The sequence below is a fragment of the Spongiibacter sp. genome, from assembly GCF_984394615.1.
Map to the genome: position 1 here is coordinate 1 of NZ_CFHTQA010000057.1, position 17,969 is coordinate 17,969.

Here is a 17,969-nt window from a genome sequence, read left to right on the forward strand (position 1 = left end):
CCTGTCAGGTGATTTACTGCCGCGACCAGTTGGGCGTCGACAACAACAAGCTGAACATCAACGGCGGCGGCATTTCAATCGGTCACCCCTTCGGTATGTCGGGTGCTCGCCTGGTGGGTCACGCCCTGCTGGAAGCCCGTCGTCGCGGTGAGAAATACGCCGTGGTTACCATGTGTATTGGTGGCGGCATGGGCGCGGCGGCGCTGTTCGAAGCCTTCTAAATCGGGCTGCTCTGACGAAAAACCGCTGCCAGCATGCTGGCAGCGGTTTTTTTATGTCCGACTTTGTTGCGTTGACATGATGGGTGGAGCCGATAGAATCCGCCGCGTACATCTCCCAGAGAGACTGGATGCTCTCTGCGCCCGCCATCGCCGGGCAAGCCTTCGCCTTTACCGGATACGTTTCACGCTTTTCCTGTAAAGCATCCTGCGTAGTAGCGTGATGCCCACTGTCGGTGTATCGCCACGATTGAGACCGCTATCGAAAAGCGGAAAAGGTTTTCCATGTTAGAAAAAGCAAAAGCGGAGTGGTTTTCCAATATCCGCGCAGATTTATTGGCGGGCACGGTGGTGGCGCTGGCGCTGATTCCCGAAGCCATCGCCTTCTCCATTATTGCCGGCGTAGACCCCAAGGTGGGGCTCTATGCGTCCTTCTGTATTGCGGTGATTATCGCCGTGGTCGGCGGTCGTCCGGGAATGATTTCCGCCGCTACCGGGGCCATGGCGCTATTGATGGTCACGCTTGTTAAGGAGCACGGACTGCAATACCTGTTGGCGGCCACGCTGCTGACCGGGGTGTTCCAGATTCTGGCGGGCTATCTGAAGTTGGGCAGCCTGATGCGCTTTGTGTCGCGCTCGGTGGTCACCGGCTTTGTCAACGCGCTGGCGATTCTGATATTCATGGCCCAACTGCCGGAGCTGACCAACGTCACCTGGCACGTGTATGCGATGACCGCCACAGGCTTGGGGATTATTTATCTCTTTCCCTATCTGCCGGTGATCGGTAAAACCGTGCCGTCGCCACTGGTCTGTATTGTGCTGATGACCATTGTTGCGATGGTGATGGGGCTGGATATTCGCACCGTGGGCGATATGGGCGAGCTGCCCGATACCCTGCCGATTTTCCTGTGGCCGGACGTGCCGCTGAACCTCGAAACCCTGCAGATTATTCTGCCGTACTCCATCGGCCTGGCCGTGGTCGGCCTGCTGGAGTCGATGATGACCGCGACGATTGTCGACGATCTGACAGATACCAAGTCCGACCGCAATCGCGAGTGTAAGGGGCAGGGCATTGCCAATATCGGCTCCGGGCTGCTGGGTGGCATGGCTGGTTGTGCGATGATCGGTCAGTCGATTATCAACGTGAAATCCGGCGGCCGGGGGCGGCTGTCTACCTTCACGGCTGGCCTGCTGCTGATCATCATGGTGGTGTTCCTCGACGAGTGGATTTCGCAGATTCCCATGGCGGCGCTCGTTGCGGTGATGATTATGGTGTCGATCGGTACGTTCTCCTGGGCCTCGGTCCGGGATCTGCGCAAGAACCCGCTATCCAGCAATATCGTGATGATCGCCACGGTCGCGGTGGTGGTGGCGACGCACAATCTGGCCTTGGGCGTCCTCGTGGGTGTGCTGCTGGCAACGCTGTTCTTTGCCAATAAGATCGGTCGTTTCATGGTTGTGAAAACCGAGGGCGATGACGCGCATCGTCACTACCGCGTGGTCGGACAGGTGTTCTTTGCCTCGTCGGAGCAATTCATTGAATCCTTTGATTTCAAGGAAGCGGTGGAAACCGTGTGCATCGATCTGTCTCAGGCCCACTTCTGGGATATCACCGCCGTCGGCGCGCTGGATAAGGTGGTCATCAAATTCCGCCGCGAGGGTGCCAAGGTCGATATCGTGGGCATGAACGCCGCCACCGAAACAGTGGTGGACAAATTCGGCGTACACAACGACCCTAAAGAGGTCGAGAAGCTGATGGGCGGACACTGACGCCGGCCGATCTCAAGGAGACGACTATGCAGAAAATCATTGCTTGTATCGACGGTTCCGCCATGGCGCAGTCGGTGTGCGACGCAGCTATATGGGCCTCGCGGAAACTGGAAAAAACCGTGCTGTTTCTGCACACCATCGAAAAAGAGCAGCAACACGGCGCCGACGATTTAAGCGGTGCTATTGGTCTCGGGGCCAGTGCCGCGTTATTGGAAGAGATGGCCGCGTTGGATCAGAAGCGTGCCGAGCTGGCCTTGCAGCTGGGCAAAAACATGCTGTCGGCAGCGGCGGAACGCGCTGGCGAGTACGGCGTGTCGGCGGTGGAACAAAAGCAGCGTCACGGTGATTTACTGGAGTCGCTGACCGACCTGGAAGAAGAGGCGCGAATCGTTGTGCTGGGGCGCTCCGGTGAAGGTCATCAGGGCAGTTTCAGTGCGCTGGGTTCGCATGTAGAGCAGTTAATTCGCCAGTTGCATACGCCGCTGCTGATTGTGCCCAAGCACTTTTCCACGCCAAAGAATTTCATGCTCGCTTACGATGGCCGCGATACCGCAGACAAAGCGGTGCAGCGCATTATTCGCAGCGACTTGCTGAAAGGATTGCCCTGTCATCTGGTGACGGTCAGAAACAAGGTCGACGATCAGATGGGCCGCTTTGAGCGGACCAAGGCCTTGCTGGAATCAGAAGGTTTCGAGGTTACGGCCCGCTACCTTGAGGGGGATATCTATGACTCGCTGCTGGGCTACAAACAACAGCACGATATTGATCTGATGCTGATCGGCGCCTTTGCCCACTCCAAAATCCGCCAGTTCTTCCTTGGCAGCAATACGCTGCGGATGATTGAAAGTGCGACCAAGCCGATGATTGTGCTGCGCTGAGTCATCGCGAAGCAGACACCCTAACGCAGGGCGTTACGGTGTCTGACTGCGGCAGCAGTCAGTCGAAATCGGGAAGCTTGGGAGTGACCACCGCTTTTCCCGCCGCCACCCAGGCGTCGAACCCTCCGGCGATCGAACTGACCTGGCTGTAGCCTAATTCTTTCAGCGCCTTGGCCGACAGCGCGGCGCGGCCGCTGGTTTTACAGTACAGCAGGATCTGTTTGTCGCGCTGGCAGAGTCCCTCGTCATTACTCATTTTAAATTCCAGCAGACCTCGGGGAATATTGATCGCCCCGGCAATATGGCCGTCGTGGAATTCGTCATCTTCGCGCACATCTATCAGGTAATCGGCTTCCTTGATGGCGGTCTCGGCTTCGCCAACGGAAACCTCATGTATTTCGGCCTTGGCGGCATCAACCATGTCGTGAACGGTTTTCATTTTATACCTCGTCTTTTACCTCGTTAGTTGCAGCGAGCGGATGCGGGAACAGGCTCGCATCGTCGTGTTTCTTCAGACATATCCTGCTAGTTATAAATGGCATTAAGGAATAAATAAATAGCCATATGGAATAAACGATCGTTCCGGCCGGTGCTGTCTCTACCAACAATTTCTGGCAGTACCAGCCAATCGGTGTGTCTGCCAATGTTCCAGAATACTGTCAGCTTTCCGACTTCATGAGGGTGTCGGAGATAAAAATAATCAGGAGAAAGCAGACATGGCTGGCAAAGTAGTATGGTCGCCCGTTTTATTGGCGGCGACGCTGACATCATTTCCTGTTATCGGCCAGGAGGCCGATTCCGCACCGGCGGCATCCCGCCAGATTGAAGAAGTGATCGTAACCGCACAGCGCCGCAGTGAGAGTATGCAGGATGTGCCGGTTGCCGTGACCGCCGCCTCGTCAGAAGACATGGCGCTGGCGCAAGTGGATAGCATCGGCAATATTCAGGCGATTTCTCCCAGTATCAAATTCGATGTCACCAACTCCGCCGCCAACAGCGCGAATATTTTTATTCGCGGCATTGGTACGGTGGGCAACAACCGGTCTTTTGAAGGCGCCGTCGGCGTATTCTTTGACGGTGTATACCGCACCCGCGCAGGTCAGGCCATGCAGAACTGGCTGGATATCGACGGCTTACAGATACTGCGCGGTCCGCAGGGCACGCTGTTCGGCAAGAATACCTCGGCAGGGGCACTGATCATTAATTCGGTCTCGCCCAGCCTGGAGCAGGCAGAGGGCAATATTGAACTGACCGCCGGCAATTACAACAAGCGTCTGATTCGAGGCGCCTACAACCAGCCGCTCAACGACGCTTTGGCGGTGCGTGTTGCCGGTTTGTGGGCGGAGCGCGATGGGTTTATTGAAGACCCCAATGGCGGGCAGTACAACGACAGTGCACCGCGCGCACTGAAGCTGCAGTGGCTGTTTGAACCCAGTGATGCACTCAGCGTTCGCTTTATTACTGACTGGTCGAAAGAGCAGGTGAACTGCTGTTACGGTCAGGTGGATGCGGTCGACGGCCCGATGCAGGGCTATATCGATCAACTTACCCAGCAGCGCGGCTTGAAAACCGCTTCTGACAAGCTTGAAGACTACGAGCAGGTGCTCAGCAATAAAACCGATCAGGATGTTGAAGACAAAGGCATGCAGCTCAACGTCAATGCTTACTTGGGCGACTACGTGCTGGGATCGGTGACGGCGTATCGCGATTGGCGTATTGAGCAGATTGGTATGGATGCCGATTTCTCGGGGGCCAATATTCTTGGGATTAATGAGTCGCTGAACACGCAGGTGTTCTCGCAGGAATTTACACTGTCGGGTGAATTTCAGGACTTCGGCCCCTTCCGCTATGCAGACTTTGTGGTGGGTGTGTATTACGCCGATGAAGATATCAATGCTGATCACCAGTTAGTCTGGGGCGATCAAGCCTCGGAGTATGTCACCATCTATGCCCCGGCCGGTTTGGGTGTGCCGGTTGACCTGATGCTGGCCGCCGCTGATCTGACCAGCTTTCTCCAAGGCCTTGGCATTCCCACCGATTTGCTGCCGCTGGCGCAGGAGGGCTTGATCAGCGATATCAATATGAGTGGCGGCAGCCAGTCCTACGCGGCCTTCATGCATTGGAATTTTGATATCACCGAGCGCTTGAGCATGACCGCCGGTGTGCGTTACTCCAAGGATGAAAAAACCGGCGCCATGCGCCGCCGCTTCTTCACCAGTAATCCCCTGGAACCCTTCCGGTTACTGGGCGCCCAGCCCGGCCCCGAATACGATCAGGACTACGACGATTCTGCCGTCAGCGGCCAGTTCGCACTGCAGTACCAGTTGGGCGACAGCAGCATGGCCTATGCCTCGTTTAGCCGTGGCTATAAATCTGGTGGGGTGAACCTCGATAACCAGGCGGCGGGCAGTGTGGGAGATAACCCGAATGAAGCCACCTGTGCCCTGAACGGTGATTGCGAGCCGAATGATCCGCGCTATGACTCGGAAACCATCGACGGCTATGAGCTGGGTTTGAAAACTGACTATTTCGGCGGTCGGGCGCGCAGCAATATCGCACTGTTCTACAACGACATTACTGACCTGCAGGTCGCCAACTTCGACGGTCTCGCATTCAGCATTCTCAATGCGCCGGAAGCCGAGGTGTACGGCGCCGAGATCGAGAACCAGTTCGTTCTCAGTGACGCCCTGACGCTGGATATTTCCGCCACCTGGTTGCCCGAGGCGAGCTTCGGCGAGTCTGAGGCGCTGAGTGCCGACGCCTTGGGCACCGTTTCCCTGTCCGGTCGTGACTTTGCCCAGGCGCCGGAGCTGACCGCAAATGTCGCCTTAAGCTTCGATCAGCCCATTGGCCGGGATCTGTCGCTGAGCGGGCGTGTGGCGGCCTATTACTCCGGTGAGCAATTCACTAACCCGGCCAACAATGAGAAGCGCGACGCGCAGACCGAATATGCCGCCACGCTGGCGTTGAGCTCGGCCTCGACCGGGCTGTCCGTGAGCCTGTGGTGTCAAAACTGCAGCGACGAGCGTTATGTGACACAACACTTCGACTCACCGCTGCAGAATGTGGGTGACGATTACGATTTTAACGGCTATGTGTCGGCTCCGCGGACCTATGGTGTGACGGTACGCGGAGAATTCTAATAATAATTAACAGAGGTGTTCACGATGGATCGGAAAACCGGGATGTTTTCATATCATCTGTTAGCGGCGGCGGTTCTCAGTCTGGGACTGACCGCCTGTGGTGGTGGCTCATCTGAATCCGGCAACAGCGCCGGCGGGGGTGATGTTGGCGGCGGAGACGGCGGCAGCGGAGGGGGTGGCGAAGAGCTGGCCCCCTTGCTGCGCAGTGCCAGTGCCCCCAGCGGTGGACACCGCTGGGCGGAATTCTGCGCCGGGCAAGCGGATAGTGCGCTACTTCCCCAAGACCCCCGAGAGCTGATTGTTGACGGCGCCAACGACGGCCGTGCCGTTGTTTTCAATGTGGACTGGCGGAGCTGCGAAACCAATGATCCCCTGCGCCCGACGACCTGCGGTGATTACCGTTCGCTGTATGCGAAAGGCGAGCTGATTGGCCGGGGGCAGGGCGAGGTGGGCACCGCGCATATGTTCAGCGGTGACACCAGCGACTATGCCGATTTCACCGACCCCACCACCTACAGCAGCTCGGGCTCGCTGTTTACCATCTCGGCTGAGGCCTATAACCGGTTATGGTTGAACTGGACCGGCTACTTATTGGCTCCGGCACTGCCCGCGCGCCCCGACAATTTCGATGAGCTGGTGGCAGAGCGCTATGGCTCGCCGCTGCCCGAAGAACGCAATCCCTATCCCCTGGCAGGCGAAGACCCCAATGCCAGCAACGGCGGCAGCGGGCAGTTGCCGATTGGCTTTACCCAGTTGCGTGAACCGGATGGCAGTTGGACGGGGCAGATTGGTGTGAAGCTGTGCTCCTTCTGCCACGATGGCCAGATCAGTGGTGAGCCGGTATATGGTGGCGCCGGTACCATCGGCGATTTCACGGTGGCTTTCCGCGATTTTGCCGCCGCGGGACTGAGCCCCACCTTTGGTTTGCTGGGTGGTCCGATTACCATTGCCGCCAACCGTGGCACCGGGGCAATAGACCAGTTCCAGATTGGTTTTCTGGTCTTCAACGGCGGCGATATTGAAGAGTTCACCAACGACAAGATTCTGTTCAGTCAGGCCATCGGCAACATCAAAAGTCCGCCGTGGTGGAATATGGGACACCGGGTCCAGAAATTCCACGGCTCGGTATTGCCGATGGATGCCTCGCGCATCGATATGGCCGCTTACTATCCGCTGTTGATCAATGACGACCCGGTGGGCTGGGTGGATGAGGCATCCTATCCCTTCCAGATATGGGCCGAATCAATTACCGCGCCAAAATATCCGGGAGCGATCGACCCGCAACTGGCTGAGCAGGGCGCCATTCTATTCCACGCCAAGAACCTGTGGGCCGCGAATCTGAATAATCCCGTGCCGGAACCGGAGCAGTTGGGTAACGGTAGCTGTGCGAGTTGCCACGGGGTTTACTCACCGCGCTACGCCGAGGATGACAGCTTCCTGGCTGATCCCGACATGATGGGCATTGCCGCCAACCTTGTTGATATGGAAGTGATTCGTACTGATCCCGTGTACGCACAGGCGCAGCAGAGTCTGCGAAATGCCGACGGCTCGCCGAATATCGGTATCGACTACAATCCGTTCCTGACCTGCGGGGTAGGGGATTTTGGTGATACCCCGAATAATACGCCGGTCTTGCTTGCCCCGCCGCTGTTTGGCATCTGGGCGTCGGCGCCCTATCTGCACAATGCATCGGTCCCCAATCTGTGGGGCGTTCTCGATCCCGACAGCGAGCGGCCGAATATCTGGCTGCGGCAATCGGCTCCGGCCCCGGAGGGGATGGAGGGACGTGTGGTCATGGGGTTTGATACCGATTTTGATCGCGCCTATGACCAGGAGAAACTGGGCTGGAAATACACCGAGTTGGATTGCCTGTCGGGCTTCCCGGCCACGCAGCCCCTGTTGAACTGCAATCCCATCGACGAAGATGGCGGCTCGCTGCAGGATATCTTCGGCGCTATTTACGAGCGCATCGCGCTGCTGTGGAACCTGCCTATTGATGAGTTGGCCAATATTCCGCTCACGGATCAGCAGATTGAGAATCGCAAGGTGTACAACACCAATATCTACTCGCAGGGCAATGAGGGCCACGACTTCACGGCGGTGCTGACTGACACCGAACGTCGTGCGATTATTGAATACCTCAAAACCTTGTAAGCCCTGTCATAACGGGATAATTGCTGGCGCCTTTGAACAGGGCGCCAGCCGCCAGCCGGAGTAGGCTGGTCGCATAATAATAATTGAGGCGATGATGGACAGACGGACCCTGCTACTTATCGGGCTGCTTTTGCTGCCCGTGACTCCTGTGCATGCGCTGGCGAAAGGCGACGCCGTGCCGGATTTTCAGCGCCCGTCTCTGGGCGGGCAATCATCGGTGGCACTGGCTGACTATGCCGGTCAGGTGGTGTATCTCGATTTCTGGGCCTCCTGGTGCGGGCCCTGCCGCCTGTCTCTGCCTGCGCTCGATGCGCTGTATCGCGAGTTGGGGGATCAGGGCTTTGTCGTCCTTGCGGTGAATGTCGATGCCTATCAAGAAGATGCCGACGCCTTTCTGAATAGCCACCCCGTCAGTTACCCCACACTGCGCGATGCCGACAGCACGCTGCCCAAGCGTTTCGCGGTGAAAGGGATGCCGACGGCCTTCCTGATTGATCGCGATGGCCGCGTACAGCACGTGCACGAAGGGTTCCGCAAAACCGATATCGAACCCTTGCGACGCAAAATTATGGCCTTGCTGGAGGAATAAGTGATGCGTTTGAAGGTAGTGTTGACGGCAGTTCTGCTCACGGGGCTGTTGGCTGGCTGTGCGACCGAACCGGTGGAGGCTTGGCAGCGAGGCTATCTGGCCCGGCCGGAAATGGCCTGGGACCCCGACCCGCTATCCTCCGGTCTGCGTTCCCAAATCTACTACAGTAAAGAAGCCAGCAAGGGGGGCGCCTCCGTCGGCGGTGGCGGCTGTGGCTGTAACTGAACGGCTGAAGAGCGCCGGTGAAAGGGACTGAGGAAATACCATGACAGAGAGTCGCAATCGACACCGTTTGGCGACATTGGCCAGCGCGGCGCTGGCTATTCCCGGCCTGAGCTTGCCCGCGGCTGCGGCGACGGTGCTCACCGAAACCGTCGTGCAGTACAAGGCGTCGGCCTATCGCGAAGATGATCTGGATAGTGGGAAACTGTCGGGGGGATCGACCAAACGTTACGACATCGACAGCCATCAGTTTCGCGCTGCCGCTCCGCTGGGCGATACCACCGACGTTGCCGTCGACCTGACCTATGAAACCATGAGCGGCGCGTCGCCGTGGTTTATTCTTCCCGGTCAGAAAGGCCCGGTACAGGTAATGAGCGGTGCCAGCATTGAAGAGCAGCGCAAAGATGTGCAGGCCTCCGTCAACCAGCTTATTGGCGACAAGGCCAAGCTGTCAGTGAAGGCCGGGGCTTCCGAAGAAAACGACTATTTTGCATTGAATGCGGGCCTGGAAGGGCTCTATGAGTTCAATGATGGTCTGGTGACGCTGACCGGCGGCATCGGCTATAGCGACGACGAGCTCGAGCCCACCGACGGTGACATTCTGCCGGACCGCGTTGACGAAGCCAGCAAGGACGCAACGACCGCTTTCGTTGGCCTGAGCCGGATTCTGAGTCCGCAGACCGTGGTGCAGGGCAGTCTGTCGCTGAATGTGCAGCGCGGCTATCTGTCAGACCCCTACAAAAAAGTGTGGCAGGACGATATTGCCAATACCGTGGCCGACGCTCGTCCCGAGCGACGTGAAGAGTGGGTAGGCCAACTGCGACTGCGGCATTTCCTGCCGGATATCAAAGCCGCCCTGCATGTGGATTATCGCTACTTTGAAGACGACTGGGATATTGCCTCCCATACCTTCGATGTGTCCTGGTATCAGAACTTGCCCGGCGGCTGGCAGTTGACACCCTCACTGCGTTATTACAGCCAGACCCAGGCTTTTTTCTATGCGCCGTATTTCTTCTCTGCACGCGCCGACGGTCTGGCCAGCAGCGACTACCGACTGTCGCCCTACGGTGCGTGGAGCCTGCGCCTGCGATTGGAAAAGCAGTGGGGCGATATAGGCTTGCATGCCGAGTGGGAGGGCTATGAGGCGAGTGCGGACTATGCGCTGGAAACCGTCGACGTGGAAAACCCTTCACTGGTCAGCTTCCAGCTACTGTCGCTGGGACTGAACTGGCAGCTTTAAATGAGCAAGCCGCTGTCTCTGTTTCGCTTCGCGTTTACGGCCATGGCCAGTCCCTGCGAATTGCAGCTCTACGCCGAGTCTGCTGCCAGTGCCGATATTGCCGCCGGTGCGGCGATTGCCGAAGTGCAGCGTATCGAACAGAAATACTCCCGCTACCGTGACGACAGTGTGCTCAGTGGTCTTAACCGCGCGGCGGGTGGCGAGCCGGTCGTCGTCGATGCGGAAACGGCTGCGCTGCTGGACTATGCCGATACCGCCTGGCGCGAGAGCGAGGGGCTGTTCGATATCAGCTCCGGCGTATTACGCGAAGCCTGGGACTTCAAGTCTGGCCGCCTGCCCAGCGACGATGCCGTGAATCATTGTCTGGCCCGACTGGGCTGGCAGAAGCTGCAATGGTCTGCGCCATCGCTGCAATTGCCCGCTGGCATGCAACTGGACTTTGGCGGCTTTGGTAAGGAATACGCCGCAGACCGCGCGGCGGAGTGCTGTCTGCAGCGGGGCATTCATCACGGCTTGGTTGATCTCGGGGGCGATATTCGTCTGATCGGTCCCCACCCCGACGGTCGGCCCTGGCAGATCGGTATTCGCGACCCGCGTGACCCCGAACACGCTCTGGCGGTATTGCCCCTCAAGCAGGGTGCTCTGGCCAGCAGTGGTGACTACGAGCGCTACATGGTGGTGGACGGACAACGCTACAGCCACATTCTCGACCCCCGCCGTGGCTGGCCCGTGGAAACCCCCATGCGCAGCGTTAGCGTGGTCGCTCCCCTGTGCCTGCTGGCGGGCACCGGGGCGACCGTTGCCATGTTGCAGGGGCGGGACGGTGCCCCGGACTGGTTGCAGGCGCTGGGCCTGCCGCACGTCTGGATTGATGCCGAGGGACAGTGGGGCGGGAGTCTGCAGGCCGAGGTTTCTGCGGGATAATTCGTTGCGGGCTGGCGGGACAAATCCCGGCGCTAGGCAACAAGTCTCGAATCACTACTGCTCATATATTCATCACTGAATAATAAAAACGGCTTCTCTGCGTGTGAATGCACCGCCGGGAGCCGAGAGAGGTGATGGTATGCGTATTCGACACTCCCTGCTTGCAATGGTCGTGGCCGGTTTTGTCACCGCCTGTGGTGGTGGGGGTTCCGGTGGCGGGGCTCAGGGACAGGGCGATGGCGGCAACGGAGGCAGCGGCGTTGGCAGCCCGATCGGTGAGCCGGATGTCTTCTTTGAGCAGCGCCTGCAAACGGCGGTGGCATTTTGCCGGACTTGTCATATTCCAGGCGCGGTTGCCGACAGTGATGAGGGCCGCCGTTTTATGCTGAGCAGCAATCCCAGCAACGACTACGACCTGCTGTATGCCTCCTGGCAGGCATTGGGTGGCGGTGTCGACAGCAGTCTGATTCTGATCGAGGCCAGCGATGACAGCGAACCCCATAGTGGCGGCAAACCCTGGGTCGCTGGCGGCGCGATTTATCAGAATATGCGTACGCTGCTGGCCTGCTGGGATAATCCCGATAGCTGCTCACTGAGCGGCGGCGATGAGCCCGTTGATACCGCTGAAGAGCCCCTGCTCGGCAGTGCCCGTGGCGGCCATCGCTGGTTTGACTACTGTGGTGACGACGGCAATGGCAATCCTCGGCCCGATTCGGCCGTGCTGCCTGTCGACCCTCGCTCACTGATCCAGCCGGGTATTAACAGTGGCCGCGCAGTGGTGTTCAATGCTTTCTGGAAAGACTGCCACATAGATCCCGAACTGGTGGGCGAACGCCCGCATCCGGAGACCTGTGGAGAGCTGCGCAGCAGTTACGAAAAAGGTCGGCCCATCATGGAAGGTAATGGGCAGATCGGAGCGGCTACAACTTTCGCTGGAGATCAGCCGCACGGCATGTCGGCCGCCAGTGCGGAGCAGTACAACCGCCTGTGGATGATCTGGGGAATGCCCGGCCGACCGGACAATTTTGACGATCTGGTGGCTGAGCGTCACGGCTTCGGTCCGGTGCTGCGCGGTCCCGATGCGCCCCGCAACCCCTATCCATTGCCGGGAGAAGATCCCAATCAGACCGACGGCGGCTCGGGTACCTTGCCTCAGGGGCTGACCCAGACGCGCAACGCAGACGGCAGTTACAGTGGCTATATTGCCGCCAACTGTCAGGGCTGCCACAGCACGCCGGTGCAGACCGCTGACGGCCTGCAATATCTCTACGGGGCGGGCGGTGGTCTGCTGGACGCGACGACGTCTGCCCGCGACCTTGCCGCGACCGGTGTGCCGGGGCTGTTGCTGATCGACCGCGGCGGCTTTGGCGGCCGCGTGCGGGGGACCAACAATGCGCAGTTCGCCAATGTTCTGTCGGTTGTCGGCGCCTTTGATCCCAGCAACTTCACCACCATCGGCGAGATTCTCAACAATGGCTCGACGGCCACCGGCGACACGCCCGCCTGGTGGAATGTCGGTCGTCGTCCGGTGAAGTTTGTCGATGCCATGTTCTCCGGTGACGCTGTGCGTGTGGACTTCGCCCTCTACTACCCGCTGCTGGATAAAAACCCCTTGCTCGATGGTGAGCTGCCCGGCATTTTCGACAGCGAGCGCATTGAAGCCTGGATGAGTGAGAATGTGCAGCACGGTGACCACTGGATTATGGCGCAGAAGTCACCGGTCTATCCGGGTGAGATTGATACCGCACTCGCAGAGCAGGGCGCGGTGCTGTTTCATACCAAGGATCTGTGGGCAGCTACGCTCGATAATCCGGTGGCGTCGCCTGCAGAAGGGAATGGCAGCTGCGCCAGTTGTCACGGCGCCTATTCGCCTCGCTATGTGAATGACAGCCGTTATCTCGCGTCGCCTGAGCTTGAGGGCATCGCCAGCTATATTACGCCGATCGACATCATCGATACCGACCGGGTGCGCCTCGATACCTTCAATGAGGGGACAAACCGCGGGCTGTCGAATACCTTTGTCGGCTATCCGGAAACCGCAGGCACCGAGCAGGATTGCCGCGTGCAGAACCTGCCGGAGCTGGCCAACGGACGTCCTCGCGGTTACGCCGCACCGCCCCTGTATGGCATCTGGGCCACCGCGCCCTACCTGCACAATGGCTCGGTGCCCACCGTTGAAGCGCTGCTGGATTCAGCACAGCGCCCGGCCATCTGGCGCCGTACCTCCAAACCCGCCAGGGCCGACCAGGCCGGGCAGGTGGTGATGGGCTTTGACTACAACTTCGAGCGGGCGTATCTCGACGATAAGTTGGGCTGGGATTATGACGAGCTCAACTGCGGCGGCGATCACAGCCTTCCCTATCTGGATTGCACGCCACTCGACCCGCTGTTGGACGCGGTGCTCGGTATTCCGCTGAACACGCTGTTCTCCAACTTGCTGCTGGCCTGGAATATTACCAACCCGCCGGTGCTCACCGACAGCGATATCGAAAATCGCAAAATCTATAACACCGCGATGTTCAGTCAAGGCAATGGCGGCCACCGCTTCAGTGATGTGCTGACCGACAGTGAGCGCCGCGCCATCATCGAGTATCTGAAAACACTGTAGAGATATCGATGGCGGTAGCGATACCGCCGATCGCGCTTCTACGTGGTCTCTGCCTGCAGGCCTCCCCGACGGGAGGCCTTTTTTATGGCGACCGCTGTCATGAAATAACAGGCGCTGTGGCGAGTTTTAACAATGAGGCGGCTCGTCAGGGCTTTTATTATGCATGCCACATAATAACCAAGCGTCCGGTTGCCCAGACCGGAGGCCCGACAATGGAAGACCTCAATGACTCGCTCAACAGACATTCGCCGCTGGATCATCGACCACTACCTGCAAGATGGCCTGGATGGCTCTGAGCTGCGACTGGAAACACTGCCGATGCCCGAACTGGCACCCGGACAAGTGCTGATCAAAGCCCGGCTGCTGTCGCTGGATGCCTCCAATCTGCTTTGGCTCAGCGAGCGCGAGGATTACCTGCCGCAGCTACAAATTGGCGATCCGATGCGCGGCCATATCATCGGGCAGGTAGACGCGTCTCGGCATCCGGCATTTCGCGAGGGCCAGCATGTCGTCAGTCTGCAGAGCTGGTCGGATTACATTGTGGCAGACGGCGATACGCTGCTCGACGATGCCCTGACAATGACGCTGGAATTGCACCCGGAAATTCCGCTGGATGCCTATGTCGGCACCTTGGGTCTCACCGGCTGGTCGGCCTATGCCGGCATGATCGATGTGGGACAGGTGCAACCGGGCGAGCGCGTATTGGTGAGCGGTGCCGCGGGCGCCACCGGCATCATGGCCGCGCAGATTGCCAAAGCGGCTGGCGCGAGGGTTTACGGCCTCGCCGGAGGGGCAAAGAAGTGCCAGCTACTGGTCGAAACCCTGGGACTTGATGGCGCCATCGATTACAAGGGCTGCGACGATTTACAGGCGGCCATCGCTGAGGTGATTCCCGACGGTGTCGAGGTGTTTTTCGACAACGTGGGCGGTGAAACCCTGGACGCGGTGCTGCCCAACATGGCCTTGCATGGGCGCATTGTCGCCTCGGGCAGCGTTTCCCAGTACGGCAAGGCCGCGCAATACGGTGTGAAGAACCTGCCCCTGGTAACCACCAAACGGCTGCGGATTGAAGGCTTTATGATTCTGGACTACCTCGACCGGGTGCCCGCCATGCTGGAGACTCTCGAACAGTGGTTTCTGGAGGGACGGCTGCTCAATCAGAACCATCTTGTGCAGGGTTTGGAAAATGCGCAGGCTGCCTTACCCACACTGATGAGTGGCGGCAACACCGGCAAGCTGGCTGTGTATCTGGATTGACGGTGCGATACCGGAACCGTGAACAGGCGGGCCTTCGCCCGCCTCTCGCTTAGCGGAATCGCATCGTTAACGGCAGGGTTTGCAGACCGCTGACAAACTGGCTGGGGATGTATGTGGGAGTGCCCGCCAGCGCGACGCTGTCCAACTGTGGCAGCAGTTGCCCGAAGAAGCATTCGATTTCCATGCGGGCCAAATGCATTCCCAGACAGTTGTGACGACCGTGACCGAAGGCGAGGTGACGACTGCCTTTGCGTTGAATATCAAAGCGCCCGGCATCGGCAATAGCCTCCTCGTCGCGGTTGGCCGAGGCGAAGAACATCGCCAGTGTTTCGCCTTTGCGAATACGCTGTCCGCGCAGTTCTACATCTTCCAGCGCGGTGCGCGCAAAGTGTTTGACCGGGGTGACCCAGCGAATCATTTCATCGGCAGCCTGGGGCAGTAGTTCCGGGTGCTGCTCCAGCAATGTCCGTTGATCGGGATGTTCGATCAGCGCCAGCATGCCGCCCGCGATACTGGCACTGGTGGTGTCATGTCCCGCCGTTGCCAGCAGCACGAAATACGAGGTCAGCGTGAAGGGGTCGAGCAATTGATCGTCGAGCTTGGCATTGGCCAGTAGGCTGGCGAGGTCATCTCGTGGCGACGCCCGGCGATCCTCCGCCAGCGCGGTAAAATACTCACCCATACGCTGCACAGTTTCGACAAACACTGCGGTCGCATCCTGCTCCTCGGTGACATAACCGTCGGGGGCGAACAGCCGTTGGGTCAGGGCGAGGATGGTCGCCTCATCTTCCTGGGGCAGCCCGATTAACTGCAGAATGACCCGCAGCGGATACCAGAACGCGATGTCGGCCGCGAAGTCGCAGTCTCCACCGGTGGTATCGCGCAGACGTTGCACAAATTCGCTTGCCAGCTCATTCACGTGCCCGCGCAGCTTGGCGACATTGGCGGGCATAAACCAGTCGCGAGTGATCTGCCGAAGTGCCCGATGTTGCTCGCCATCCATGTGGACCAGCGTTTTCACGCCCTGAGCATCGCCAAAGCGCGCAATATTGGTTTGCTCAAGCGCTTCCATAATCAGTACTGTGCGCGGTTCGGCGCTGAACAGCTCCGGGTGGGATTCGATATAGCGAATGTCCTCATAGCGGCTCACCGCCCAATAGGGACGAATGCCCTCCGGCTCGACATAGGCAATGCCGTCGGTGGCGCGCAGTTCTGCAAGTTTTGCGTCGATGTCTGCAGGGCGTTGATAACTGAACGCGTCGCTGAGAATGTCGAGGTTGGCAATTGCCATAAACAACTCCTTATGGTGTTGGCACCGAGGCGGCTTTACGCCGGCGCTTTACAGTGTTTTCAAGTATTCAATTACGGCGCGACGCTCGGTGTCGGTCAGCACATCACTGAAGCTGTGACCGTCGCGACTGTTGCCCAGAATGCGGCTGTCGAACACCAGACGCTTGTCGAACGCGCCCGGGCTGGGGTCCGGTATCGACAGCAGCGCCGTCCAGTTCACACTCTGCTTGAGGAAGCTTTCCACTAACTGCAGCAGGCTGGGGGCATTCTCATCCACGGGATTGCAGTTGAGTTGTGTGGAGCCGGGGATGTCTTCACAACTCAGGGCCTGGTATTTCCAGCCCATGGCCTGACTGTCGTAGGCGCGCTCAAAATGCTGATCAAAGCCGATAATGCCAGACTCACTGCGCAGGGCCCGCTGCCAGATAGCCGGGCGCTGCGACGAATCCAGCAGGGCGTCGATCGTGGGCACCGAGCCGTTGTGCAGATACGGCGCCGTGGCCCACACCCCATACAGCGGTGGCGCCTGATAGCCGATCACGCCCTGTTCCCAGCCGCAGGCACCCTCGGGTCGCATGCCGACGGGCAGGCTGTCATCCAGTGCCTCGCTCAGCGGGTTTTTATCCTCAGGCGCAACATAGTCCGGGTCGCCCTCGGGGGAGCCGAAATAGGTTGAGCCGAAGGTGGCGCGCAGGTAGGGGGTGATATTGTCGGCGCGAGCGGGGTCGGTGCCGATGGTGTCCAGCGGTGAAATATGTGCCGCCAATCCCTCGAGTGCGGGGTCTTCCAAAAACTCGGGATCGTTGACGTAGCGCGGCGAGTAGGCGCCATGGCAGCTGGCACAACTGCCATTGCCTCCTTCGGGGCGGGGCGCATTGGCGTTGCCGGGTTCGGCCCACAGGTCTTTGGTGTGGAACAGCACTGCGCCCTGTTCAGCCAGTGCGGTATCGATGTTGCCCGGATATTCCGGCGATACCGTCGACAGGATGTAGGCGGACACATCCTGATCGTTGCTCTCGATAATATGCCGGTAGGTCACGCCGTCGAAGATCTCGGGCGAAATCTGCCCGGCGGCCATCAGAATGCGGGTGGCATCTACTGACTGACCGGCGTCGAAGAACTTGCGGGCGCGGTGGCTGTAATTCCACCACGGCGGAGTGTCCTGTGCCTGGGCGGTGGGGTGATCGAAATCCAGCCCCTCGCTTGCCAGCGCTTTCAGCGGGTTGGGCGCCAGACCGAGGGTGTCGTAGTCCAGCAGCATCGCCAGCAGTTCGAAAGCGCCCACGGCGTTATTCTGGCCGCGTTGTTTTACGCCCATATTGAACAGCATTTCCGGGCTGACGTTACCGATATCACTGGTAATTCCCAGGTATTGCAGCGGTGAGTTGTCGGCAAAAACCATCAGGTAGTCGAGGTTGGCATTGCCGAGACCTAAACTTTCATCGGTCAGCAGCGGGCCGCTGTTGCTGTCGATCTGGCCGCCGTGACACTGAAAACAGGCGACGCTGCCGATCTCGCCGGTCCAGCGCCCGTTCTCGTCTTTGAGTTGACGCAGTCCCATTGGCAGTTTGCCCGAGCCGCCGTTACTGCTGTTCGGGTCTTCGCCGGGCAGCGGGTAGGGGTTGTGATAATTGGCGTAGTTCATGCCATAGCGAAGGCTGTAAAGCGCTTCGAAA

General features: G+C 59.1%; 13 protein-coding genes and 1 pseudogene. 11 read left to right on the forward strand and 3 right to left on the reverse strand.

What is annotated here, in order from left to right:
* From AC5DB9_RS15375 to AC5DB9_RS15385, 3 genes and pseudogenes are all read left to right on the forward strand, one after another.
* A pseudogene (locus tag AC5DB9_RS15375) lies at positions 1 to 221 on the forward strand (acetyl-CoA C-acyltransferase); the annotation flags it as partial.
* Positions 222 to 503: 282 nt separating this feature from the next.
* Positions 504 to 1,988, forward strand: coding sequence for a SulP family inorganic anion transporter (locus tag AC5DB9_RS15380; RefSeq protein WP_272991699.1), 1,485 nt, complete (start codon positions 504 to 506; stop codon positions 1,986 to 1,988).
* A gap of 26 nt (positions 1,989 to 2,014) precedes the next feature.
* On the forward strand, positions 2,015 to 2,866 hold the full coding sequence (locus AC5DB9_RS15385; RefSeq protein ID WP_272991697.1) for a universal stress protein: 852 nt from the start codon (positions 2,015 to 2,017) through the stop codon (positions 2,864 to 2,866).
* Positions 2,867 to 2,924: 58 nt separating this feature from the next.
* Here AC5DB9_RS15385 and AC5DB9_RS15390 read toward each other — a convergent pair whose 3' ends face one another.
* Positions 2,925 to 3,305: a rhodanese-like domain-containing protein gene (locus AC5DB9_RS15390; RefSeq protein ID WP_272991695.1), complete on the reverse strand. Its 381-nt coding sequence runs from the start codon at positions 3,303 to 3,305 to the stop codon at positions 2,925 to 2,927.
* Positions 3,306 to 3,582: 277 nt separating this feature from the next.
* On the opposite strand from AC5DB9_RS15390, the gene AC5DB9_RS15395 reads away from it, so the two are divergent.
* The 8 genes from AC5DB9_RS15395 to AC5DB9_RS15430 all read left to right on the forward strand — a co-directional run bounded on the left by AC5DB9_RS15395 (position 3,583) and on the right by AC5DB9_RS15430 (position 15,003).
* Positions 3,583 to 6,009, forward strand: a complete 2,427-nt coding sequence (locus AC5DB9_RS15395; RefSeq protein ID WP_272991693.1) for a TonB-dependent receptor — start codon at positions 3,583 to 3,585, stop codon at positions 6,007 to 6,009.
* A 24-nt stretch (positions 6,010 to 6,033) separates the two neighbouring features.
* Positions 6,034 to 8,163, forward strand: a complete 2,130-nt coding sequence (locus AC5DB9_RS15400) for a c-type cytochrome (protein ID WP_286855413.1) — start codon at positions 6,034 to 6,036, stop codon at positions 8,161 to 8,163.
* 94 nt (positions 8,164 to 8,257) lie between these two features.
* A complete protein-coding gene (locus AC5DB9_RS15405; RefSeq protein ID WP_272991687.1) occupies positions 8,258 to 8,752 on the forward strand; it encodes a TlpA family protein disulfide reductase in 495 nt (164 codons plus the stop codon).
* 3 nt (positions 8,753 to 8,755) lie between these two features.
* On the forward strand, positions 8,756 to 8,977 hold the full coding sequence (locus AC5DB9_RS15410; protein WP_272991683.1) for a DUF4266 domain-containing protein: 222 nt from the start codon (positions 8,756 to 8,758) through the stop codon (positions 8,975 to 8,977).
* A 40-nt stretch (positions 8,978 to 9,017) separates the two neighbouring features.
* A complete protein-coding gene (locus AC5DB9_RS15415; protein WP_272991681.1) occupies positions 9,018 to 10,214 on the forward strand; it encodes a DUF3570 domain-containing protein in 1,197 nt (398 codons plus the stop codon).
* Positions 10,215 to 11,138, forward strand: coding sequence for an FAD:protein FMN transferase (locus AC5DB9_RS15420; RefSeq protein ID WP_272991678.1), 924 nt, complete (start codon positions 10,215 to 10,217; stop codon positions 11,136 to 11,138). It abuts the gene before it with no gap.
* Between the two features lie 139 nt (positions 11,139 to 11,277).
* Positions 11,278 to 13,746 carry a c-type cytochrome gene (locus AC5DB9_RS15425; RefSeq protein WP_272991676.1) on the forward strand — a complete coding sequence of 823 codons (2,469 nt, stop codon included), beginning with the start codon at positions 11,278 to 11,280 and terminating at the stop codon, positions 13,744 to 13,746.
* Between the two features lie 225 nt (positions 13,747 to 13,971).
* Positions 13,972 to 15,003: an MDR family NADP-dependent oxidoreductase gene (locus tag AC5DB9_RS15430; protein ID WP_022959923.1), complete on the forward strand. Its 1,032-nt coding sequence runs from the start codon at positions 13,972 to 13,974 to the stop codon at positions 15,001 to 15,003.
* Positions 15,004 to 15,052: 49 nt separating this feature from the next.
* Here AC5DB9_RS15430 and AC5DB9_RS15435 read toward each other — a convergent pair whose 3' ends face one another.
* Entirely contained in the window at positions 15,053 to 16,294 is a 1,242-nt protein-coding gene (locus tag AC5DB9_RS15435) for a cytochrome P450 (protein WP_022959922.1), read from the reverse strand.
* A gap of 48 nt (positions 16,295 to 16,342) precedes the next feature.
* Positions 16,343 to 17,969: putative rubber dioxygenase RoxC (gene roxC, locus AC5DB9_RS15440; protein ID WP_491732080.1), on the reverse strand; the 1,627-nt coding region annotated here is incomplete at its 5' end.

Coding starts and splice junctions, on each gene's coding strand:
- AC5DB9_RS15400 (WP_286855413.1), top strand. CDS start 6,034: ATGGATCGGAAAACCGGGATGTTTTCATATCATCTGTTAGCGGCGGCG.
- AC5DB9_RS15435 (WP_022959922.1), bottom strand. CDS start 16,294: ATGGCAATTGCCAACCTCGACATTCTCAGCGACGCGTTCAGTTATCAA.
- AC5DB9_RS15420 (WP_272991678.1), top strand. CDS start 10,215: ATGAGCAAGCCGCTGTCTCTGTTTCGCTTCGCGTTTACGGCCATGGCC.
- AC5DB9_RS15395 (WP_272991693.1), top strand. CDS start 3,583: ATGGCTGGCAAAGTAGTATGGTCGCCCGTTTTATTGGCGGCGACGCTG.
- AC5DB9_RS15430 (WP_022959923.1), top strand. CDS start 13,972: ATGACTCGCTCAACAGACATTCGCCGCTGGATCATCGACCACTACCTG.
- AC5DB9_RS15405 (WP_272991687.1), top strand. CDS start 8,258: ATGGACAGACGGACCCTGCTACTTATCGGGCTGCTTTTGCTGCCCGTG.
- AC5DB9_RS15380 (WP_272991699.1), top strand. CDS start 504: ATGTTAGAAAAAGCAAAAGCGGAGTGGTTTTCCAATATCCGCGCAGAT.
- AC5DB9_RS15385 (WP_272991697.1), top strand. CDS start 2,015: ATGCAGAAAATCATTGCTTGTATCGACGGTTCCGCCATGGCGCAGTCG.
- AC5DB9_RS15415 (WP_272991681.1), top strand. CDS start 9,018: ATGACAGAGAGTCGCAATCGACACCGTTTGGCGACATTGGCCAGCGCG.
- AC5DB9_RS15425 (WP_272991676.1), top strand. CDS start 11,278: ATGCGTATTCGACACTCCCTGCTTGCAATGGTCGTGGCCGGTTTTGTC.
- AC5DB9_RS15410 (WP_272991683.1), top strand. CDS start 8,756: ATGCGTTTGAAGGTAGTGTTGACGGCAGTTCTGCTCACGGGGCTGTTG.
- AC5DB9_RS15390 (WP_272991695.1), bottom strand. CDS start 3,305: ATGAAAACCGTTCACGACATGGTTGATGCCGCCAAGGCCGAAATACAT.